This is a genomic window from Chromatiales bacterium (genome assembly GCA_020445605.1).
Classification (GTDB): domain Bacteria; phylum Pseudomonadota; class Gammaproteobacteria; order JAGRGH01; family JAGRGH01; genus JAGRGH01.
Genome location: JAGRGH010000040.1, coordinates 124,508 through 143,209, shown reverse-complemented (window position 1 = coordinate 143,209; position 18,702 = coordinate 124,508). Strand labels below are relative to the sequence as shown.

Here is an 18,702-nt window from a genome sequence, read left to right as displayed (position 1 = left end):
CACTGCGGCCCTAGGGTTCACCCAGATTCGTCGCGCACAGCACCGAGCGCATCTCGCCGATCAGCAGCAGCAACTGCTTGTTGCGGATGCGGTAGAAGATCTTGTTGCCGTCCTTGCGCGAGAGCAGCAGGCCCTTCGAACGCAGCTGATCCAGGTGCTGGGAGATGTTCGACTGGGTCGTGCCGATGTTCTCGACGATCTCGTGCACGGGCAGTTCGCTTTCACCCAGCACGCACAGGATGCGCCAGCGCAGCGGATGCGCCATGGCCTTCAGCGCATTCGCCGTCAGCACCGGGTCGTCCGCCGCGCCTGCGTCGTAGTCGAACTCGTCGTTGTCGTCTGTGTCAGTCATCGTCGTCGATCCGCCGGTAGCCAGTCATGTCTTTTGCAATACAGATGATATCGGTGATCGCGCCGCCCGGCTCGCGCATGGCGCGACGCGAGAACAGGATCGGCACGCGTTCGCCATCCTGACGGATGAAGCTCGCCTCGATCCGGTCGAGCACGCCGGTGCGGATCAGCGCCTGGAGCCACTCGCCCATGAACGCACGCGCCTGCTCCTGCTGCTCTTCCTCGAACACGTCACCGATCGACAGGGTCGTCAGCGTCGCATCATCGTAGCCGAGCAGCGCACAGGCGGCCGGATTGACGCGCTTGATCGTACCGTCCGGATTGAGCACCAGCAGTGCCTCGCCCATCGTGTCGATCACCGAGGCCAGATAGCCGCGCGCCTCGCGCAGTTCCGCGGTCCGGCGCGCGACCTGCGCCTCAAGTTCACGGTTCAGTTCGCGCTCGCGACGGATCAGCCGGAAGTAGGCGCTGAGCTTGTTGATCAGCAGATTGTCGTCAATGGGCTTGAGCAGATAGTCCGCTGCGCCGAGCGCGTAACCCTTCTGCTGGAACTCCTCGGTCTTGAACGCGGCGGTCAGAAAGATCACCGGAATGTCGCGCGTGCGTTTTCTCACCTTCAGCAGCGATGCCGTCTGAAAGCCGTCCAGATCGGGCATCTGCACATCGAGGATGATGAGATCGATCGACGGATTCTGCGATGCGAGTTCGATCGCGGCGCGGCCGCTGGTCGCCTCGATCAGCTCCACGCGCTCGGTGCAATGGCGTTCGATCAGCGCGCGCAGCGTGTAGAGGTTCTGCTCGTTGTCGTCGACGATGAGCAGGCAGAAGTCGGGGCTGCGTCCGGGCTCAGACACGGGCCGACTCTGGGACAAATTCGCGGATCGCGTCGAGCACGGCCGCCGCGGTCAGTGGTTCGTCGACGGTGTTCACCCGCATATCGTCGTCGCGTCCGAAGCCGATGGCAACAACGGACAGACCGCCGCCGGACGGGTGCCGGCGCAGGTCCGCGAGCAGTCCTTGTGCATCGAGTCCCTGCGCATCCACGACCAGCAGTTCATAGCCGCCGGCGGGCGGATCATCGAGTGCCTCGAAACATTCGGCCGCATCGCCGGCGCCGGTGACCTCGGCGCCCCAGCTCTCGATCCAGCCGGTCAGCGCGAGCAGCCGCTCGAAGGCCGCCGCGACCACCAGCACCTGGCGCAGGCCGAGATTCGCGCTCGGAACGACCTCGCCGGCCGGCACTTCGTCGACACGCTCGGTGATCGGCTCGCCGCCGGCCGCACCTTCGCCGTGGCGCAGCGGGATCGTCACGGCGAAGGTCGAACCGTGCCCGGGCTCGCTCTCGAGTTCGATGCGACCGTCGAGCAGTGCCGTCAGCTCGCGCGAAATACTCAGCCCCAGCCCGGTGCCGCCGAACCGCCGGCTGGTCGATCCGTCGGCCTGACGGAAGGGTTCGAAGATCAGCTGCTGCTGTGAGCGGGCGATGCCGATGCCGGTGTCACGCACCGCAAACCGCAATGACGGCCGATCCAGATCCGACCGCACCGTCGCGCTCAGCACGACCTCGCCCTTCTCGGTGAATTTCGCTGCATTGGCGAGGAAGTTTTTCAGAATCTGCCGCAGCTTATCGACATCCGTGTAGATCGCCGCGGGCAGGTCGGCCGCGGTCTCGGTGCGGAAGCTCAGCCGCTTCGCGTCGAACTGGGGACGCACGAGTTCGGCGAGTTCGGCGACGATCTGCACGGGGCTGGCCTCGTTTAGATTCAGGTGTGCCTTGCCAGCCTCGATCTGCGAGAGCTCGAGCACGTCGTCGATGAGGCTGCGCAGGTCCTTCGCTGCGCTGTGGATCACGCCGGCCTGGCGGTGCTGTGCGTTGTCCATGCCCCCGGGGGACTCGGCGAGCAGCTTCGACAGCAGCAGGATGGAATTGAGCGGCGTGCGCAGTTCGTGGCTGACGTTGGCAAGGAACTGCGACTTGTGCCGGTACGAGCGGTCCAGCGCCTCGGCGCGGGCGCGCGCGGCGTCGACCTGTTCGGCATGCTCGGCGGCGAGCGAACTCAGACGCTCGCCGAGTTCGCGAATCTCCTGCGGGCCAGGCAGGTCGAAGCGCACCGGCTCGGCGTGCTCGATCATGCGCTGCACGCCGTCGGACAGGCGCCGGTTGATGCGATCGGTCGCCGTCGCGCGCCAGCGCGCGACGACAAGGATCGCCGCCAGCAGCAGGGTCACGACCAGCGCCACGCGCCACTCGAACGCGCTGCGGATTTCCGCCAGCGGCGAGGGGTCCACGCGCCGGCCGACCCACACCGGCTCGCCGCCCTCGGTGATCAGAATCGGCACCCAGATGATCGATTGCTGACCACGACCGCGCCACAGGGCGACCTCGTTGCGGGCAAAGGTGTCGGCCAGACCGGGGAAATCGGCGAACGCGCTGACGTTCACGTGCCCGGGCTCCACGCCGGCAAAATACGTGCCGTCGTCGAGCACCCAGAGGGTGTCGGGATACGCACGCGCGAGGCCGCCGATGTCGATCGTCGCGAGCACGGCACCGGCCGGACGGCCCGGGCCGGCGGGCCCGGCGATGGGCGCGGCCAGCCGCAGGTCGATCGTGCGGATGCCCGCGCGCGGCGGCAGCTGTTCGATCACCCGCACACGCCCGGCCACGACGCCGCCGGGCGGCAGCAGGGGCAGCTCCGTGGCAAGCGTCGCTGGCGGCGGGTCGCTCAGCGTCGTGGTCGGCTCCAGCGCCAGGGTGCGCGGGTTGCGCTCCAGCCAGAACTGCTCGGCGCCGGCGCCATCGACAAAGACGATGCGCACGAGGTCGAGTTGATCGCCGAGGATGCCATTGATCCACACCGTGTACTGGGTGCGCGCCTTCGAGACGGCCTCGTCACCGGCGCCCTCGCTCTTGCGCAGCACGACGCCCGGCTCGGGCAGCCGGGCCAGGATACGCACCAGCTCGTTGCGCCCGGCGATGTGCTGGTCCAGGTCGCGGAAATCCGCGCGCAGGTTCTGCAGGTGGGCGCGATGGAAGAACAGCTCGAGCTGACTGAACAGCAGCGGTACGGTCAGTGCCAGCGCGATCGCCAGCGGCGCCAGACCGAACAGGAACAGATAGCCGAAGATTTGCGTGCGCAGGCGCACCGATCACGTTCCGAACGCCCCGATGCGACGATCATACCGCGCCCGACACGGAGCGCCGGCACGAACCTCACCACTTCTTCCAGACCGACTGCGTCTGCCGCTTCGCCTTCAGCGACCTGAGCAGCTCAAGCTTCACCTCGAGTGCCTTGCGCTGTTCGGTCTCGGTTTTCTGGCGCTCGACTTCAGCATGGACAGGGGTGGTTCGCGCCGGTCGCATGCCGTTGCCGTCGAACACGGGCCGCGCCCCGGTGCCCGAAGCGATCGCCGTAGTCGCGGTGCGTGCCGGAAGCCTGGCGGCGCTGGCGGCTACCGCGTCCGCGGCTGTGCCCGGCCGCAAGGCATTCAGGCGACCGAGTTGCTCGGTCGCGTCGCGAATCTCGGCCTCCAGCGCCGGGTCCGGCTCGCTGCCGACCTGAGCGGCGATCAGGTTGTTCGCGCCGAGCGCGAGTCCGAACACGATCGCCGCGACCAGCGGGATCAGCACCACGCATTCGGCGATCCGCGCGCGCTGATACAGCCGAACCTGGTAGATCGCGAACAGCGCCGAAACCCCGATCGCGACCCACACCGGATTGGCGCCGACGGCCGCATGCACATCGTCGCGCGCAAACGCCTGGCTGATTGCGGTCACGGCCGCGACCATGAACCCGGTCTGCGTGGAACCGTTGTCGAACAGCGAACCGATGCGCACCGCCGCGGTGGATTGCGTTTCACTCATGGCTTTCACTCCTGTGACTCTGGTGAGGCCCCGATCAATCCATCCTGGATTGCCAGAGCAGCGAAAACGAAAAAGTGCGATTTTTCGTGTTCTTTCATCTTCGACGGCTCGCAGCCGCCGAAGATGGCGGCACCTCCCTGTGCCGCGGGAAACTCTGACAATTCAGAGTTTCCCTGGCTCGCGCCAGCATGCCACACCGGCGCGTGATCCGGGGCGCTTGTCGAAAACGCATCCCCGCATTACCTTTGATAGTGGGGATATGGAAAGGCATGACTCAAAATGGCTGCTGATGCAGGTGATGAAGAACTCGGGGTTGCGCTACTTTTCGCCGACGACAGTTGGCGCCAGCGTGCGGCGCAGCGACTGGTGGAACTCCTCACCGTCGCCGAGCTACGCCGGCTTTGCGGTGACTTTGAGAAATCCCTGCGCGCCATGCGCAGGGCGCAGGAAGGTCGTGACCGGCCGTCGACCAAATGGGAGCTGGCCGAGATTCTGGTAATCCAGCACGACGCTGATCTGCTCGCCCAACCGGACCTCCGCCGCCTGCTGGCCAAGGCCCTCACGCGAGCCGGACATGACAGCAGTCAGATTGCGCCGATGCGCTGGCACCCGGGGAAGGATGCGGCCGTGAACTTCACGCGCGCGCTGGGATTTCCGCCAAACCTGGCCGGCGAACCGGCCGCCGAGCGCCCACCGGCCTTTCTCACAATCGATCCGCCGCCACAGCACCAGCGATTGGCCGACTTTCAGCTTGAGGTCAGCGATCAACTGCTCGGCGTGCTGAATGCTGATTCAGGCATGGACCGCGCGCTGGTTACCCTGCCAACGGGCGCCGGCAAGACCCGCGTTGCAGTTCAGACGCTGCATCGCTGGACGCACGACGTCACCGAGTCGAACCTCGGGCGCTCGCTGACGGTCGTCTGGCTCGCGCACACCGAAGAGCTTTGCGAACAGGCCTGCGCCTGCATCACCGAGGTCTGGCAAAGCTCGCCGGACGGCACGCAGCCCTTGCTGCTGTTGAGATGGTGGGGAGAATTCTCCGCGCGGGTGCAGGCCAGCCGCGAGAGCGTCAGCCAGTCGCGCGGCCGTGTGCGGTTCCTGGTCGGAACCCCGCAGTCGTACCGGCACAAGCTTCAGTCGAATCCAGACCTGAGCAGTAGCCTGCTCGGCGGATTGCGCTGCATCGTGATCGACGAAGCGCATCGTGCGGCGGCGCCCAGCTACGTTGAGATCATCGACGGACACCAGGGTGACAAGGTCAGCGTCATCGGCTTGACCGCCACGCCCTACGCAAAGGAATACGATCAACACGATCCCACGGCGGGAACACTCGCGCTGCGAGAGGTCTTCGAAGGCAGACTGATCGAGGCGGCCGTCACCCTCGGCAAGAAACCCCGCGAAACACTCCAGCAGCGCGAGATCCTCGCGCGGCCCCTGTTTCGCAACATCGAAACGCGGGTGCGACTCAAGGGCCCGGACCTACCGACGACCGAACTGTCGCTGGAGGCGATCGACCAGTTTGACCGGGCCTACGCGGAGTCGGCCGATCAACACCAGCGCAGACGGCTGGTCGTCAAGGAAATTGCCGAGGTATACGCTGCCGATCCCGCCGCGCGCATGATCTATTTCGGCCCGACCGTCCACGACGCCGAACAGACGGCGTTTCTGTTGCGGCGCGAGAAGATCGCCGCTGCTGCGGTGAGCGGCACCACGCTGGAGGCGACGCGCCGCCGGCTGATCGCGGAGTTTCGCGCCGGCGACCTCCAGGTGCTGTGCAACTGCGAGGTGTTGACCACCGGCTTCGATGCCCCGAAGACAACGCACGTCGTCGTCGCGCGTCCGACCGTCAGCCAGGTGCTCTACGAACAGATGGTCGGGCGTGGACTGCGCGGCCCAAAATTCGGCGGCACCAGCCAGTGCGTCATTCTCGATTGCAAGGACGAGTTCCGCCGGCCTGCGCCGCGGCTTGGATATCAGGCGTTTCGCGAGGTATGGGCGCCCGAGCAGTGGCTGGGCGACACCACCACGCATATCGGCCTGCGGCTGCACTCCCCCGGCGGACGCACGCTGGACGTCGAGCGTGGCGCCGATGGACAAACCCGCAAGGAAGTCACCCTGAAGTCACGCGCCGAGGCCGGATTCATTCTGCGACGTACAGGCAGCGGAATTGCGCACGTACGCTTCACCATGCGGCACGAAAACGAGCAGCACCGGTTGGCTGAACTGGAACTCGGCGACGAGCAGCCGGAGTTCCGTTGTCAGCAGAAAGAGTACACGGCCGGCACGCGATTCGTGTTCTCGGTGCGCACGAGCGACCCACAGACCTTCGTCGAGGTCATCCCGTTTCGCACGCGCGCGGAGAATCAATCCGGTTCGTAGGCGAGGTTCGGCGCGAGCCAGCGTTCGACCTCCCGCACAGGCATGGACTTGCGGCGCGCGTAATCGGCGACCTGATCGCGCGAGATCGCGCCGACCGCGAAATAGCGGCTGCCCGGGTGCGAGAAATACCAGCCGGAGACCGAAGCGGCAGGCCACATCGCGAAGCTTTCGGTGAGCGAGATGCCCGTCGCCGTCTCGGCGTTCAGCAGCGTCCACAGCGTCGCCTTCTCGGTGTGATCCGGACACGCCGGATAGCCCGGCGCCGGGCGAATGCCACGGTAGCGTTCGGCGATCATCCCGGCATTGTCGAGTGATTCGTCCGCCGCAAAACCCCAGAACTCCCGGCGCACGCGCTCGTGCATGCGCTCGGCGAAGGCCTCGGCGAGACGATCGGCCAGCGACTTGAGCAGGATCGCGGAGTAGTCGTCGTGCGCGGCCTCGAAGCGCCGCACGTGCTCATCGATTCCGATGCCGGCGGTCACTGCAAAACCACCGATCCAGTCGGGACGGTTGCTGTCGACCGGGGCCATGAAATCACTCAGGCAATGGTTCGCCACGCCCTCGCGCTTCTCGCCCTGCTGGCGCAGATGGTGCAACACGTTCGCCGGCCTGGCGCGCGAATCATCGGCGTACAGTTCGATGTCATCGCCGCGCGCGTTTGCGGGCCAGAACCCGATCACGCCACGCGCCGTGAGCCAGCGCTCGGCGACGATCCGGTCGAGCATTTCGCGCGCATCGTCGTACAGCCGGCGTGCCTCGGTGCCCTTGTCGGGGTCGTCGAGGATCGCCGGAAACTTTCCCGACAGCTCCCAGGCGTGAAAGAACGGCGTCCAGTCGATGCGATCGACGAGTTCATCCAGCGGATAGTCGTCGAACGCACGCGTGCCCGTGAACCCAGGCGCGGGCGGCGTGTAGTTGTCCCAGTCGCCGTCAAAGCGGTTCTCACGCGCGGCAGACAGCGAGACCAGCTTGCGTGCGCTGCCGGCCGCACGCCGCTCGCGCAGGGCCGCGTAGTCCGCGCGCGTCGTGGCGATAAAACCCTCGCGCTGCTCGTCGGACAGAAGCGCGCTGACCACGCCGACCGCGCGCGAGGCATCGGCGACATGCACGACCGCACCGGAGTATTTCGGCTCGATCTTCAGCGCCGTGTGTGCCTTCGAGGTCGTCGCGCCACCGATCAGCAACGGCAGTTCGAACCGCTGGCGTTCCAGCTCGGCACCGAGATGCACCATCTCGTCCAGTGACGGGGTGATCAGTCCGGACAGCCCGATGACATCGACCTCGCGCTCACGTGCCGTCGCCAGAATGGTTTCGGCCGCGACCATGACACCGAGATCGATCACCTCGTAGCCGTTGCAGCCGAGCACGACGCCGACGATGTTCTTGCCGATGTCGTGCACGTCACCCTTGACGGTCGCGAGCAGCACGCGACCCGCCGAACGGAAATCGCCGGCGGCCTTCTCGGCCTCGAGGTACGGTTCCAGATACGCCACGGCGCGCTTCATCACGCGCGCGGATTTCACGACCTGCGGTAGAAACATCTTGCCGGCGCCGAACAGATCGCCGACGACGTTCATGCCGTCCATCAGCGGGCCCTCGATCACGGCCAGCGGTCGGCCGAGCGCGGCGCGTGCCTCTTCGGTATCGGCCTCGATGTGATCGGTGATGCCCTTGACCAGCGCGTGTTCGAGCCGCTTCGCGACCGGCCATTCCCGCCAGGCGGCATCGGTGCGCGTGGTCTCAGTCGCGTCGCCCGCCGAAAAGCGTGGCGCGATCTCGAGCAGGCGCTCAGTCGCATCGGCACGTCGGTTCAGGACGACGTCCTCGACCGCCTCGCGCAGCTCCGGATCGATCTCGTCATACACGGCCAGCTGACCGGCGTTAACGATGCCCATGTCCATGCCGGCGCCGATCGCGTGATACAGGAACACCGCATGGATCGCCTCTCGCACGGTGTTGTTGCCGCGAAACGCGAACGACACGTTGGACACACCGCCGGAGACATGCGCGTCCGGCAGATGCTGCTTGATCCAGCGCGTGGCCTCGATAAAGTCCACGCCATAGCGCGCGTGCTCCTCGATGCCCGTCGCGATCGCGAAGATGTTCGGGTCGAAGATGATGTCCTCACCGCGCATGCCGACCTGTTCGGTCAGGATCCGGTAGGCGCGCGCGCAGATCCCGGTCTTGCGCTCGAAGGTGTCGGCCTGCCCCTGCTCGTCGAAGGCCATGACGATCACCGCCGCGCCATAGCGCCGGCAGGCGCGCGCCTGTTCGATGAATGCCGCCTCGCCTTCCTTGAGCGAAATCGAGTTGACGATCGGCCGGCCCTGCACGCACTTGAGCCCGGCCTCGAGGATCGGCCACTTCGAGGAATCGATCATCACGGGCACGCGCGATGCATCGGGGTCCGGCGCCATCAGGTCGAGGAAGCGCACCATCGCCGCGGTGCCGTCGAGCATGCCCTCGTCCATGTTGACGTCAATGACCTGCGCGCCGTCCTCGACCTGGTCGCGACAGACATCGAGCGCGGTGTCGTACTGGCCGTCGAGGATCAGGCGCTTGAACTTCGCCGAACCGGTGACGTTCGCGCGCTCGCCGACGTTCACGAAGTTCAGCGTGCCGTCGATGTTCAGCGGCTCCAGGCCCGACAGCCGACAGGCCGGCCGCGGCCGCGAGGGCGTGCGTGGTGCGCAGTCGCCGACGGCCTCGGCAATCGCACGGATGTGCTCCGGCGTCGTGCCGCAGCAGCCGCCGACGATGTTCAGAAAGCCGGACTCGGCCCATTCGCGAATCTGCCCGGCCATGGTCGCGGCGTCCAGATCGTAGCCGCCGAGTTCGTTCGGCAGGCCGGCGTTCGGATGCGCGGAGACGAAGGTCTCGCTGACCCGCGACATCTCCTCAACGTACTGGCGCAGCAGATCCGGCCCGAGCGCGCAGTTCAGCCCCATGCTCAGCGGACGGCTGTGACGCAGCGAGTTGTACAGGGCTTCGGTGGTCTGGCCGGTGAGTGTGCGCCCGGAACGATCCGTGATCGTGCCGGAGATCATCACCGGCAGGCGCCGGCCGCTGCGCTCGAAATACTCGTCGATGGCGTACAGCGCGGCCTTCGCGTTCAGGGTGTCGAAGATCGTCTCGACCAGCAGCAGATCGGCGCCGCCATCGACCAGTCCACGCGTGGCCTCGAGATAGGTCTCGACCAGATCGTCGAAACGCACCTCGCGCGCGCCGGGGTTGTCGACATCGCGCGACATCGAGGCCGTCTTGTTCGTCGGCCCGAGCACGCCGGCGACGAAACGCGGCCGGCCACCGGTCGCGACGCTGTCGGCGGCCTCACGCGCGAGTGCCGCGCCGGCGTGGTTGATCTCGTAGACGAACGCCTCCATGCCGTAGTCGCCGAGCCCATAGCGGTTTGCGTTGAAGGTGTTGGTCTCGAGGATGTCGGCGCCGGCATTCAGATAGGCAAGGTGAATGTCGCGGATGACCTCCGGGCGGGTCAGTGTCAGGAGATCGTTGTTGCCCTTGAGATCGCGCGGCCAGTCGGCGAACCGTTCGCCGCGATACTCAGCCTCGCCCAGACGGTGGCGCTGAATCATCGTGCCCATGGCGCCATCCAGGATCAGGATGCGCTCGCCGAGCAGTGTCTGGAGGTCCGGGCGGGTCATGGCGGGTCCGGGCGGGAAAACCGGCGATTATAAGCGCGGGCTAATGCGCACGCCCGGTCCGGGCCGGTTTTGGCCTGAATCCCGCAGTTTTGGCCCCGTAAACGGCGGCTGCGGCTGGAAACCAGATGCAGGCGGGCCATAGAATCGGGAAATCAACAACATGCCGTACGGCAGCACCGGGGGGATTCCACATGTCCAGTCGAGTTTCGATCCGCCGCATCGCGGCGATTCTGCCAGCGGGCGCGTTCAGCGCCGACGTCCTTGCCCAGGCCAACGGCGGGGCCGGCATGATCATCTACGAACCCTTCGCGCGGCAGGTGCCGACCTTCGGCGGCTTCGCGCTGGTCGCGCTGGCCCTGCTGCTGGCGACCGTGGCGTTCCGGCTGGTGCGCCGGCCGTCCGGCGACGGTTCGCGGTTCCTGACGCTGGCGATCGCGGCCACGGCCATTGCCGCGGGCGGCAGCGGCGTGAAGCTTATCGGCGACGCCCGCGCCGCCGTGGCAATCCAGTTGCTGAGTAGCTCGGGCGGCATCGCCAACATCCCCGACTTCGAGAACTGCCACCTGGTAAACAACGGCACCCCGGTCGCGCAGCAAATCACCCAGCTCCTGGCCACCCCGCCGTGGATACTGAGCCCGTGCCCGTCGAACGGTGGCGGTTTTTATGAAACCTGCAATGACTCGCCGGGGACTGTCCTTAATCCGGGCCAGACCTGCGAAATCTACGCGAACGACCCGGTACCCGACGTGTAATGGCGCCAGCGCGCGCCGGACATTCAGCGTCCACACCGCACAACCAATCGGGGGAACCATGAAACCTATTCACCGAATCATCGGCACGCTCGCGGGCGTGTTCACGAGCAGCTCGGTCAGCGCCGGTGGCGCGGGCATCATCGTCCACGAACCGTTCGCCCGGCAGGTGCCGACGGCCAGCGGCATCGCGCTGGTCGCACTGGCGTTGCTGCTGGCGACGCTGGCGTTCCGGCTGGTGCGCCGGCCGTCCGGCAGCGGTTCGCGGTTCCTGACGCTGGCGATCGCGGTCACGGCCGTGGCCGCTGGCGGCAGCGGGGTGAAGCTCATCAGCGATGCGGCCGCAGTCATGCCAACGCTCAACATGATCAACGCCACCGGCGGCGAGGTCAGCGTGCCCGGCGTTGAGGAATGCTTTGCGGTCGCCAACACGACCGTCTATCCACAACAGATCACCGAAATCATGTCCAACCCGCCCTACCTGCTCACCTCCTGCGGCAACGGCGGTACCGTCACGGGCGCGGCCAACGGCGGCATGATGGCCAACGGCGGGACGTTCGTGGGCACCTGCACGGCGTCGCCGGGAACCGTGCTGAACCCGGGTCAGTTCTGCGAGATTTACGTACTCGACACCCTCGCGCCATTCTGAAGACGCTCCGGCCACGGATCGACGGCAGACCGGGGCCAAACCCCGCGGGTTCGGCTAGAATCGGGCGCGATGATCGGCCGGGCGACCGCCCTGCCACGCACACTAACGAGGGGATGTTATGAAATCACGCAGTTTGACGCTTGGCGCAATCGCCCTGTCGGCAGCCTTGACGAGCCTCGAGGTCGCAGCAGGCGGCAACGGTGGCGCGGGCATGATCTATCACGAACCGTTCGCACGTCAGGTGCCGACGGCCAGCGGAATCGCGCTGGTCGCGCTGGCGCTGCTGCTCGCCACGTTGGCGTTCCGGCTGGTGCGCCGGCCCTCAGGCGAGGGTTCGCGGTTCCTGACGCTGGCGATCGCGGCCACGGCGATTGCCGCGGGCGGCAGCGGCGTCAAGCTCATCAGCGACGCCGTGGCAGCTCCGCCGCCAGACATGATCAACGCCGCGGGCGGTCAGGTAACGGTCCCCGCGGACGAGATGTGCTACACAGTGAATAACCTCACCGGCGCGCCACAGCAGATCACGCAGATGACCGCGAACCCGCCGTGGCAGTTGACCTCGTGCACGAACGGCGGCGCATTTGTACCCGCTGCGAACGGCGGCATTTTCGTCGGCACCTGCCAGGCCGCACCGGGCACCATTCTCCAGCCGGGCCAGAACTGCACGATCTATGCGCTCAACCTTTCCGCCAACGGTGGCAACGGCGGCATGATGGTGGACCCTTAGCCGGCGCTGCGGCCGGCGCGGACCCTGCAGGTCCGCGCAGTCGCCCGACGCGCGTACGCCCGACTCCGGCCGTACGCGCGTTTTCGTTTGGCGGGCAAGCCGGGATGGCCTGATCAGGGCCTGTTTCAGCGGCTTCGCCGTCGGAAACGACACACGCACCCGCGCCGAGGTGGAACCCGTTCGGCCTGCGTGATAGAAATCGACCCGGTCGCACGACCGGAAATTCAGGGGGGACTATGGCTTCATCCAAATTCACGCTCCGCTGCATTGTGACGGGGCCTTTGCTGTTCAGCGGAACCGCATTTGCCGGCAGCAACGGCGGCGCCGGCATGATCGTTCACGAACCGTTCGCCCGCAACGTGCCGACCGTCGGCGGATTCGCGCTGATCGCGCTGGCCCTGCTGATGGCCACAGTGGCGTTGCGACTCATGCGCCGGCCATCAGACGAGGGCTCCAGGTTTCTGACGCTGGCAATCGTCGTCACCGCCGTGGTCGCGGGTGGCAGCGGTATCCGGCTGATCAGCCATGCGGCGGCCGATATTCCGACCCTGATGATGACCACCGCAACCGGCGGATCGGTCGAGGTGCCCGCCACCCAGGAGTGCTATCCAGTGCTCAATTCCAGCGGTGCCGCACAGCAGATCACACAGATGGTGGCCAACCCGCCGTGGGTGCTCGTCTCCTGCTTCAACGGTGGCGCATTTGTTGGCGCATCGAGCGGTGGCCCCATGGTCAATGGCGGATCGTTCGTCGGCAGCTGCAAGGCGTCGCCGGGCACGGTGTTGCAGCCGAACGAGTTCTGCACCATTTTGCCGGTAGATACTTCAGGCAATGGCGGGGTATCGATGTAGCCGGCATCGGGGCCGGCCACGACCGAAGATGCTGGCGTCAATTCGGCCGTCGTGTTAATACGGCGCCGGATGCCGCCGCGCGGCGTCTTCACAACAATCACACGGGGAACAACGATGACCGTTCGTAATATCTCTTTTCGCGCAGGCTGCCTGGTCGGCGGTCTGCTTGGCGCATCCACCGCGGTCGCCGGCAACGGCGGCATGATTGTTCATGTGCCGTATGCGCAGCAGGTACCGACCGTTGGCGGCTTCGCACTCGTCGCGCTGGCCCTGCTGCTGGCCACGCTGGCGTTCCGGCTCGTGCGCCGGCCGGGCACGGGCGGTTCCCGATTTCTGATGCTCGCCATCACCATCGGCGCGGTGGCTACGGGCGGCAGCGGCATCAAGCTCATCGGCGATGCGGCGGCCACCATTTCCGATCTGGAGATGACGAGCGCCTCCGGCGGAACCGTCATCGTGCCGGACTTCGAGACCTGCTATCCCGTCAACAATGTCAGCGGAACCACGCAGCGAATCATCAATATCGAGGCCTACCCGGGCTGGGCTCTCGGCCCTTGCGACGCCAACGGCGGTGGCCATTCAAACGGCGGCAGTTTCGTCGGCACTTGCAGCGACTCGCCGGGCACCGTGCTGAAACCGGGTCAGCATTGCGAAATCTACGCAAGCACGGAAGTAGAAACGTAAGTTCGCACAGGCCGGCGGGACCAACAGCCCGCCACGCCGCAGTCAGCACCGTTACGGTGTAACGAGACGCGCGTACGCCCACCCGGACGTACGCGCTTTTTTTGCCCTGGCTAGTGTCCTGACAGCTGATCCCGGGCACAACCGAAGCGCATGATTTGCGCGCTTGCGACGCCCCGCGCCGTCCATGGTGGCCTGATCAACGCTTCCCGGGTAACAATGGCCGGCATACTCACCAAACGAGACATCCGGTCGGCGGTTTCGGGTCAACAAGCACATTGCGGACCGCTCCGGTATCGAAACCCGTGCCGCGGTCACCGTGCCGCGCCAGCCACGAAGAATCGCCACGATCGCGACCGCGTGGCATTCGGGATGTGTTCCAGAAAAAAGGAGAAGTGCTGGTGAACGAGCAGTCATCGCGATCCCTGTATCTCGACATGGTCAAGGCCTGCGTACTCGGGCTCGTATACGAGGATCCGCCAACGATGATCTTTCCCGGCAAGCGGCGTGCAAAGAACCCGGGTTATTTTCAGCGTGACCTTCGCGAGATGGGCGAAGACTGGCCAAGCCAGGCCCACTCGATGATCGGAGTGAGGCGCATGGACAACCTGCGAGACTGTGCGGAGCGGGTGATCGCCGACGGCATCCCGGGTGATTTCATCGAGACGGGCGTGTGGCGCGGTGGCGCCGCTATTTTCATGCGCGCGATTCTCAAGGCCCACGACATTGCGGATCGCAGCGTGTGGCTTGCGGACTCATTCGAGGGCCTGCCCCGACCAAACGTGGATCGATACCCCGCCGACCGTGGACTGGATCTCTACCGTTTCAAGGAGCTTGCAGTTTCACTCGAAGAGGTGAAGGCGAATTTTGCACGCTATGGACTGCTCGATGATCAGGTGCATTTCCTGCGTGGCTGGTTTCGCGACACCCTGCCGCAGGCGCCGATCGAAGGGCTTTCGATCCTGCGCATGGATGGCGACCTGTACGAATCCACCATGGACGCGCTTACCAGCCTCTACCCCAAGCTGTCGGTGGGTGGGTATGCGATCGTCGATGACTTTCACATTCCCGCCTGCGCGCGGGCCGTGGCGGATTACCGCGCGCGACACGGCATCGCGGAAGCGATTCGCGACATCGATGGCGGCGGAGTGTACTGGCGACGTGAACGGGAGTAAGCGCCATCCCGGGGCGCCACAACGGAACCGCCTCGTCATGCCTGAAACACCACGCCGGGCCCGTTTGCGGCTTGCCGGCCATTTCGAGAATGCCGTCGGCAGAGAGGCAATGGCAGCGCTGGCAGCTTGATGTCCATTCGTTCCAAGAACCTCTTGGTGGCGGTCTTGGCAACGCTGGCCTCTCTGCTGCTGGCAGAGATGGTGCTCAGATGGATTGCGCCGCCGGTACAGCTGGGGCTCGGATTCGACGACCCAAGAAAATCCGCGCGATACGGCTGGTCGCATGGCACGGGCCTGATACGGCAGGTCAATCCGGACACTGGCGAGAGATTCGAGTTCACAACCAATTCCCAGGGCTGGAAGGATGTTGAACATCCGCTGAGGAAACCCGATGGGGTCTTCAGGATCGTCGTGCTGGGCGATTCGCACACCTACGGCGCGGTGCCGCTGGAGCAGCTCTATACGCGACGCCTCGAAGCAATCCTGCGCGAGCGCGGCCACAAGGCGGTGGAGGTGCTGAGTTTCGCCATGGGTGGATGGGGTGCGGACCAGCGTCTGGAGGCATTGCAGGCAGAGGCACTGGCCTATCGGCCCGATGTCGTCATCTATCAGTTCTGTGGCAACGATGTCGGCGATAACTTCTCGCGTGGGCCCGGCGATGGGAAGCCTTTTCTATACCACCTGTTGGATGGCAGGCTCGAGCGCGTTGCGTTCTCCACGAACGAGGAAACGACCGGCTGGCTGCGGGCCCGGCACTGGCTTGTCCAGCACTCGGCGCTTGCATTCAATCTTGCGCTGGTCTGGAAACAGCTGACCACCGACTCGGAACGAAAAGGCACGGAAAACCGGACCAAGACCGCGCTTAACGACAATGCCTCATTGGAAGATCGCGATACATCAACGGGGCCCCGGCCCGGCTCGTATTTCGAACGCCACGCGAATGCAGACCCGCTGACGCGCCGGATTGCCAGGGTCGTGGATCGCAAACTGCGGCGCGATCCGGCGCTGCGTACACCGGCGATCGAGCAGATGGTGCAGTACTTTCGAGTTTCGAGCCCGGTCCGCGGAAGTCCGTACTTTGTCTATTCACCGGGCGAACTGACCGAACCCGAACGCAAGGGCTGGGCGTTGCAGTCCGCACTGATGGAGCGCATGCGCGACCTGAGCGCGCAGACCAATGCCCGCATGGTCTGTTTCTCCGAGGCAGCCGACGCTGGCGCCGAGCAATGGCTCCGTGACTGGACCATCCTGATGACGGATGATCGGGGCGATTATGTCGAAAACGGTGGCCGGCGCGTTGCCGTGGACGCCATGCGCCCGGCGAAGGAATTCGCTCGCATCTGCGACGCGCTCGATATCCCGCTCGTCGAGAACAGAAGGGTCTATGAACGCTTCGAGTTCGACAGCCACGCCAACCGCGTCGGCAACGAGAACATGGCCCTGGACATCGCCGACGCGCTGGAGGAAATGTCACTGCCAACGCGGTGATGCGAGCCGGGAGGGTCACGTGCCACGGAAGATGATCCAGTGTGGCCAGCGCCCTGGCTTTGACCTGCGCGGCGGGGCTGGTGATCACATCTGGTGCGCAACACCACGGGCGGTTCAGTCCGCGAATCAGCGACATCGGCGACGCCGGATTCCCGGGAGCTTTTCGAGGAATTTGCGCGTGCATGGATCGAGATTGTATGTTTCGGCCCTCGGCGGCGATACTCCCGCGACTCGCACTTCAAAACGCGCGCCGACGCGCCGCACCTTGAGGGGTTTCTCATGAAAGCACTGATCGCCCTGCCGTTGCTTGGCGCACTGGCCTTCCTGCCTGTACCGGCGGTCACGGCCGTCCCGCCCTGCAACAGTCTCGCCGAGTTTCTGGATTGCGTGACGGCGCCTGCCGTTTACGATCATATGTCGGCGTTCCAGACCATTGCCGACGCAAATGGCGACAACCGTGCAAGCGGTACGTCGGGCTACGATCAGTCGGCGGATTACGTCGCGGGCCTGATGAGCGCGGCCGGCTACGACGTCACCGTCCAGGCGTTCATGTACAGCGCGTTCTTCGTGCTTTCCCCAACCGCGCTGGAGGAGATCAGCCCGGTTGCGATGGTGTTCCCGAACAACATCTTGAGTTTTTCCGGCAGTGGCGACGTGACGGCTGCGGTCACCCATCTGCCGGCCGCACCCGCGGATCCGTCACCCGGATGTGACGCGGCGGACTTCGCGGGATTCACGCCGGGACATATCGCGCTGATCGAACGCGGAGGCTGCACCTTCGCCGTAAAAGCAGTGAATGCCAGCGCGGCCGGGGCAACGGGGGTGATTTTCTATAACGACGAGGCCGGCGACATCAATGCAACGCTTGGCGCCGATTTCACACCTGACCTCCCGGTGACCGGTGTGACGCAGTCGATCGGTCAGCAGCTGGCCGCGGAGGTCGGGCTGATCATGCGGCTGAAGACCGAGACCGATCGTGGCCCCTTCACGACTGCCAACGTTTTGGCCGAAACCCCGGGAGGCGACCCCGAGAAGGTCATCATGGTGGGCGCGCACCTCGACTCGGTCAGAGGGAGTCCGGGCATTCAGGACAATGGCTCAGGCAGCGCGGCGATTCTGGAGGTCGCGCTGCAACTTGCCAAGGTGCAGGTCACCAACAAGGTGCGCTTCGCCTGGTGGGGTGCTGAGGAAGTGGGCCTACAGGGATCGAAGTACTACCTCGACAACCTGAGTCCGGAAGCGCTTTCGAAGATTGCGCTGTATCTCGATTTTCACATGATCGCCTCGCCGAACTACGTATTTTTCATTCTGGACGGCGACGATTCGGATGGCGTGGGCTTCCCCGCCGGCCCGCCGGGCTCCGCGGCAATCGAGGCGCTGTTCGAATCGTTCTACACGGGGCGTGGCCTTCCGTTCACTGGCGAAGACCTGACGGCAAGGTCCGACTACTTCTTTTTCGGGTCGGCAGGCATTCCGATCGGTGGAATTTTCGCGGGTGCGGAGGTCGTGAAGTCAGCGCCGGAAGCGGCGCTTTGGGGTGGCGTCGCCGGCGAGCAGTACGATCCGTGTTTTCATCTCGCCTGTGACACGTTGGCAAACCATAGCATGGTCGCGCTCGACACCAATTCCGACGCCGCCGCGTATGCGATCTACAAACTTGCGGAGGTCATTCGTGAGGTGCCAACCGTAACCGCCCTTCCAATCGCGGGTCTGGCATTGCTGGCGTCGCTGCTTGTCCTGGCCGGTGGCTTCGCCGCCCACAGGCGGGTTGTTCCGCAGAAGCATTGAGCTGCGCTCACGTTGATCCTTCTCGCGAAGTGGTCTGCCGTGGTCAATGCTCTGATGCCCGAAGTCGAATCCGGAGCGCACTGCGTGGATCATCGCCTCCCTCGGTGGGCGGAGTGGCCGGCGCAGCGCGAGTAGCAACCGGGCGGTGCGATGACGGAACCTGAACGAAGGATACTGTGGCTCGACATGATCAGGGCCTGCAGGCTTGGGCTGATGTAACAGAATCCGCCGACGATGGTCTTTCCAAGGAAGCGACACGCCTGAAACCCTGGATACTTTCAGCGTGAACTTTGCGAGATGGGCGCAGACTGTCCAAGCCAGGCGCACTCGACGACAGGCG

14 protein-coding genes are annotated in these 18,702 nt (G+C 65.3%); 9 read left to right on the top strand and 5 right to left on the bottom strand.

The genetic code is table 11. The annotated features are described in order from the left end of the window. Positions 1-10: 10 nt before the first annotated feature. The 4 genes from KDG50_09035 to KDG50_09020 form a co-directional block, all read right to left on the bottom strand. A complete protein-coding gene (locus KDG50_09035) occupies positions 11-352 on the bottom strand; it encodes a winged helix-turn-helix transcriptional regulator (GenBank protein ID MCB1865564.1) in 342 nt (113 codons plus the stop codon). Further along, the gene (locus KDG50_09030; GenBank protein MCB1865563.1) at positions 345-1,205 is read right to left on the bottom strand and encodes a response regulator; all 861 of its coding nucleotides are present in this window, start codon (positions 1,203-1,205) and stop codon (positions 345-347) included. The genes KDG50_09035 and KDG50_09030 overlap by 8 nt, the downstream gene beginning before the upstream one ends. Beyond that, positions 1,198-3,495 carry a response regulator gene (locus tag KDG50_09025; protein ID MCB1865562.1) on the bottom strand — a complete coding sequence of 766 codons (2,298 nt, stop codon included), beginning with the start codon at positions 3,493-3,495 and terminating at the stop codon, positions 1,198-1,200. The genes KDG50_09030 and KDG50_09025 overlap by 8 nt, the downstream gene beginning before the upstream one ends. Positions 3,496-3,562: 67 nt before the next feature. Continuing rightward, the gene (locus tag KDG50_09020; GenBank protein MCB1865561.1) at positions 3,563-4,213 is read right to left on the bottom strand and encodes a hypothetical protein; all 651 of its coding nucleotides are present in this window, start codon (positions 4,211-4,213) and stop codon (positions 3,563-3,565) included. Between the two features lie 279 nt (positions 4,214-4,492). On the opposite strand from KDG50_09020, the gene KDG50_09015 reads away from it, so the two are divergent. Continuing rightward, positions 4,493-6,592 (top strand): DEAD/DEAH box helicase family protein, encoded by a 2,100-nt coding sequence (locus KDG50_09015; GenBank protein MCB1865560.1) that lies wholly within the window; start codon positions 4,493-4,495, stop codon positions 6,590-6,592. On the opposite strand, the gene metH is transcribed toward KDG50_09015, so the two are convergent. Continuing rightward, positions 6,577-10,254, bottom strand: coding sequence for a methionine synthase (gene metH, locus KDG50_09010; protein ID MCB1865559.1), 3,678 nt, complete (start codon positions 10,252-10,254; stop codon positions 6,577-6,579). The genes KDG50_09015 and metH overlap by 16 nt on opposite strands. Positions 10,255-10,445: 191 nt before the next feature. Here metH and KDG50_09005 point away from each other — a divergent pair, with 191 nt between their 5' ends. From KDG50_09005 to KDG50_08970, 8 genes are all read left to right on the top strand, one after another. Further along, the gene (locus KDG50_09005; protein ID MCB1865558.1) at positions 10,446-11,006 is read left to right on the top strand and encodes a midcut-by-XrtH protein; all 561 of its coding nucleotides are present in this window, start codon (positions 10,446-10,448) and stop codon (positions 11,004-11,006) included. Between the two features lie 58 nt (positions 11,007-11,064). Continuing rightward, positions 11,065-11,652, top strand: a complete 588-nt coding sequence (locus KDG50_09000) for a midcut-by-XrtH protein (protein MCB1865557.1) — start codon at positions 11,065-11,067, stop codon at positions 11,650-11,652. 118 nt (positions 11,653-11,770) lie between these two features. Further along, positions 11,771-12,379 (top strand): midcut-by-XrtH protein, encoded by a 609-nt coding sequence (locus KDG50_08995; GenBank protein ID MCB1865556.1) that lies wholly within the window; start codon positions 11,771-11,773, stop codon positions 12,377-12,379. A 236-nt stretch (positions 12,380-12,615) separates the two neighbouring features. Then, a complete protein-coding gene (locus KDG50_08990) occupies positions 12,616-13,230 on the top strand; it encodes a midcut-by-XrtH protein (GenBank protein ID MCB1865555.1) in 615 nt (204 codons plus the stop codon). 114 nt (positions 13,231-13,344) lie between these two features. After that, positions 13,345-13,914, top strand: a complete 570-nt coding sequence (locus KDG50_08985; GenBank protein ID MCB1865554.1) for a midcut-by-XrtH protein — start codon at positions 13,345-13,347, stop codon at positions 13,912-13,914. Positions 13,915-14,312: 398 nt separating this feature from the next. Continuing rightward, positions 14,313-15,086 carry a TylF/MycF family methyltransferase gene (locus KDG50_08980; protein MCB1865553.1) on the top strand — a complete coding sequence of 258 codons (774 nt, stop codon included), beginning with the start codon at positions 14,313-14,315 and terminating at the stop codon, positions 15,084-15,086. A 129-nt stretch (positions 15,087-15,215) separates the two neighbouring features. Further along, positions 15,216-16,574: an SGNH/GDSL hydrolase family protein gene (locus KDG50_08975; GenBank protein ID MCB1865552.1), complete on the top strand. Its 1,359-nt coding sequence runs from the start codon at positions 15,216-15,218 to the stop codon at positions 16,572-16,574. Between the two features lie 279 nt (positions 16,575-16,853). Further along, positions 16,854-18,362, top strand: a complete 1,509-nt coding sequence (locus KDG50_08970; GenBank protein MCB1865551.1) for a M28 family peptidase — start codon at positions 16,854-16,856, stop codon at positions 18,360-18,362. Positions 18,363-18,702: the final 340 nt, after the last annotated feature.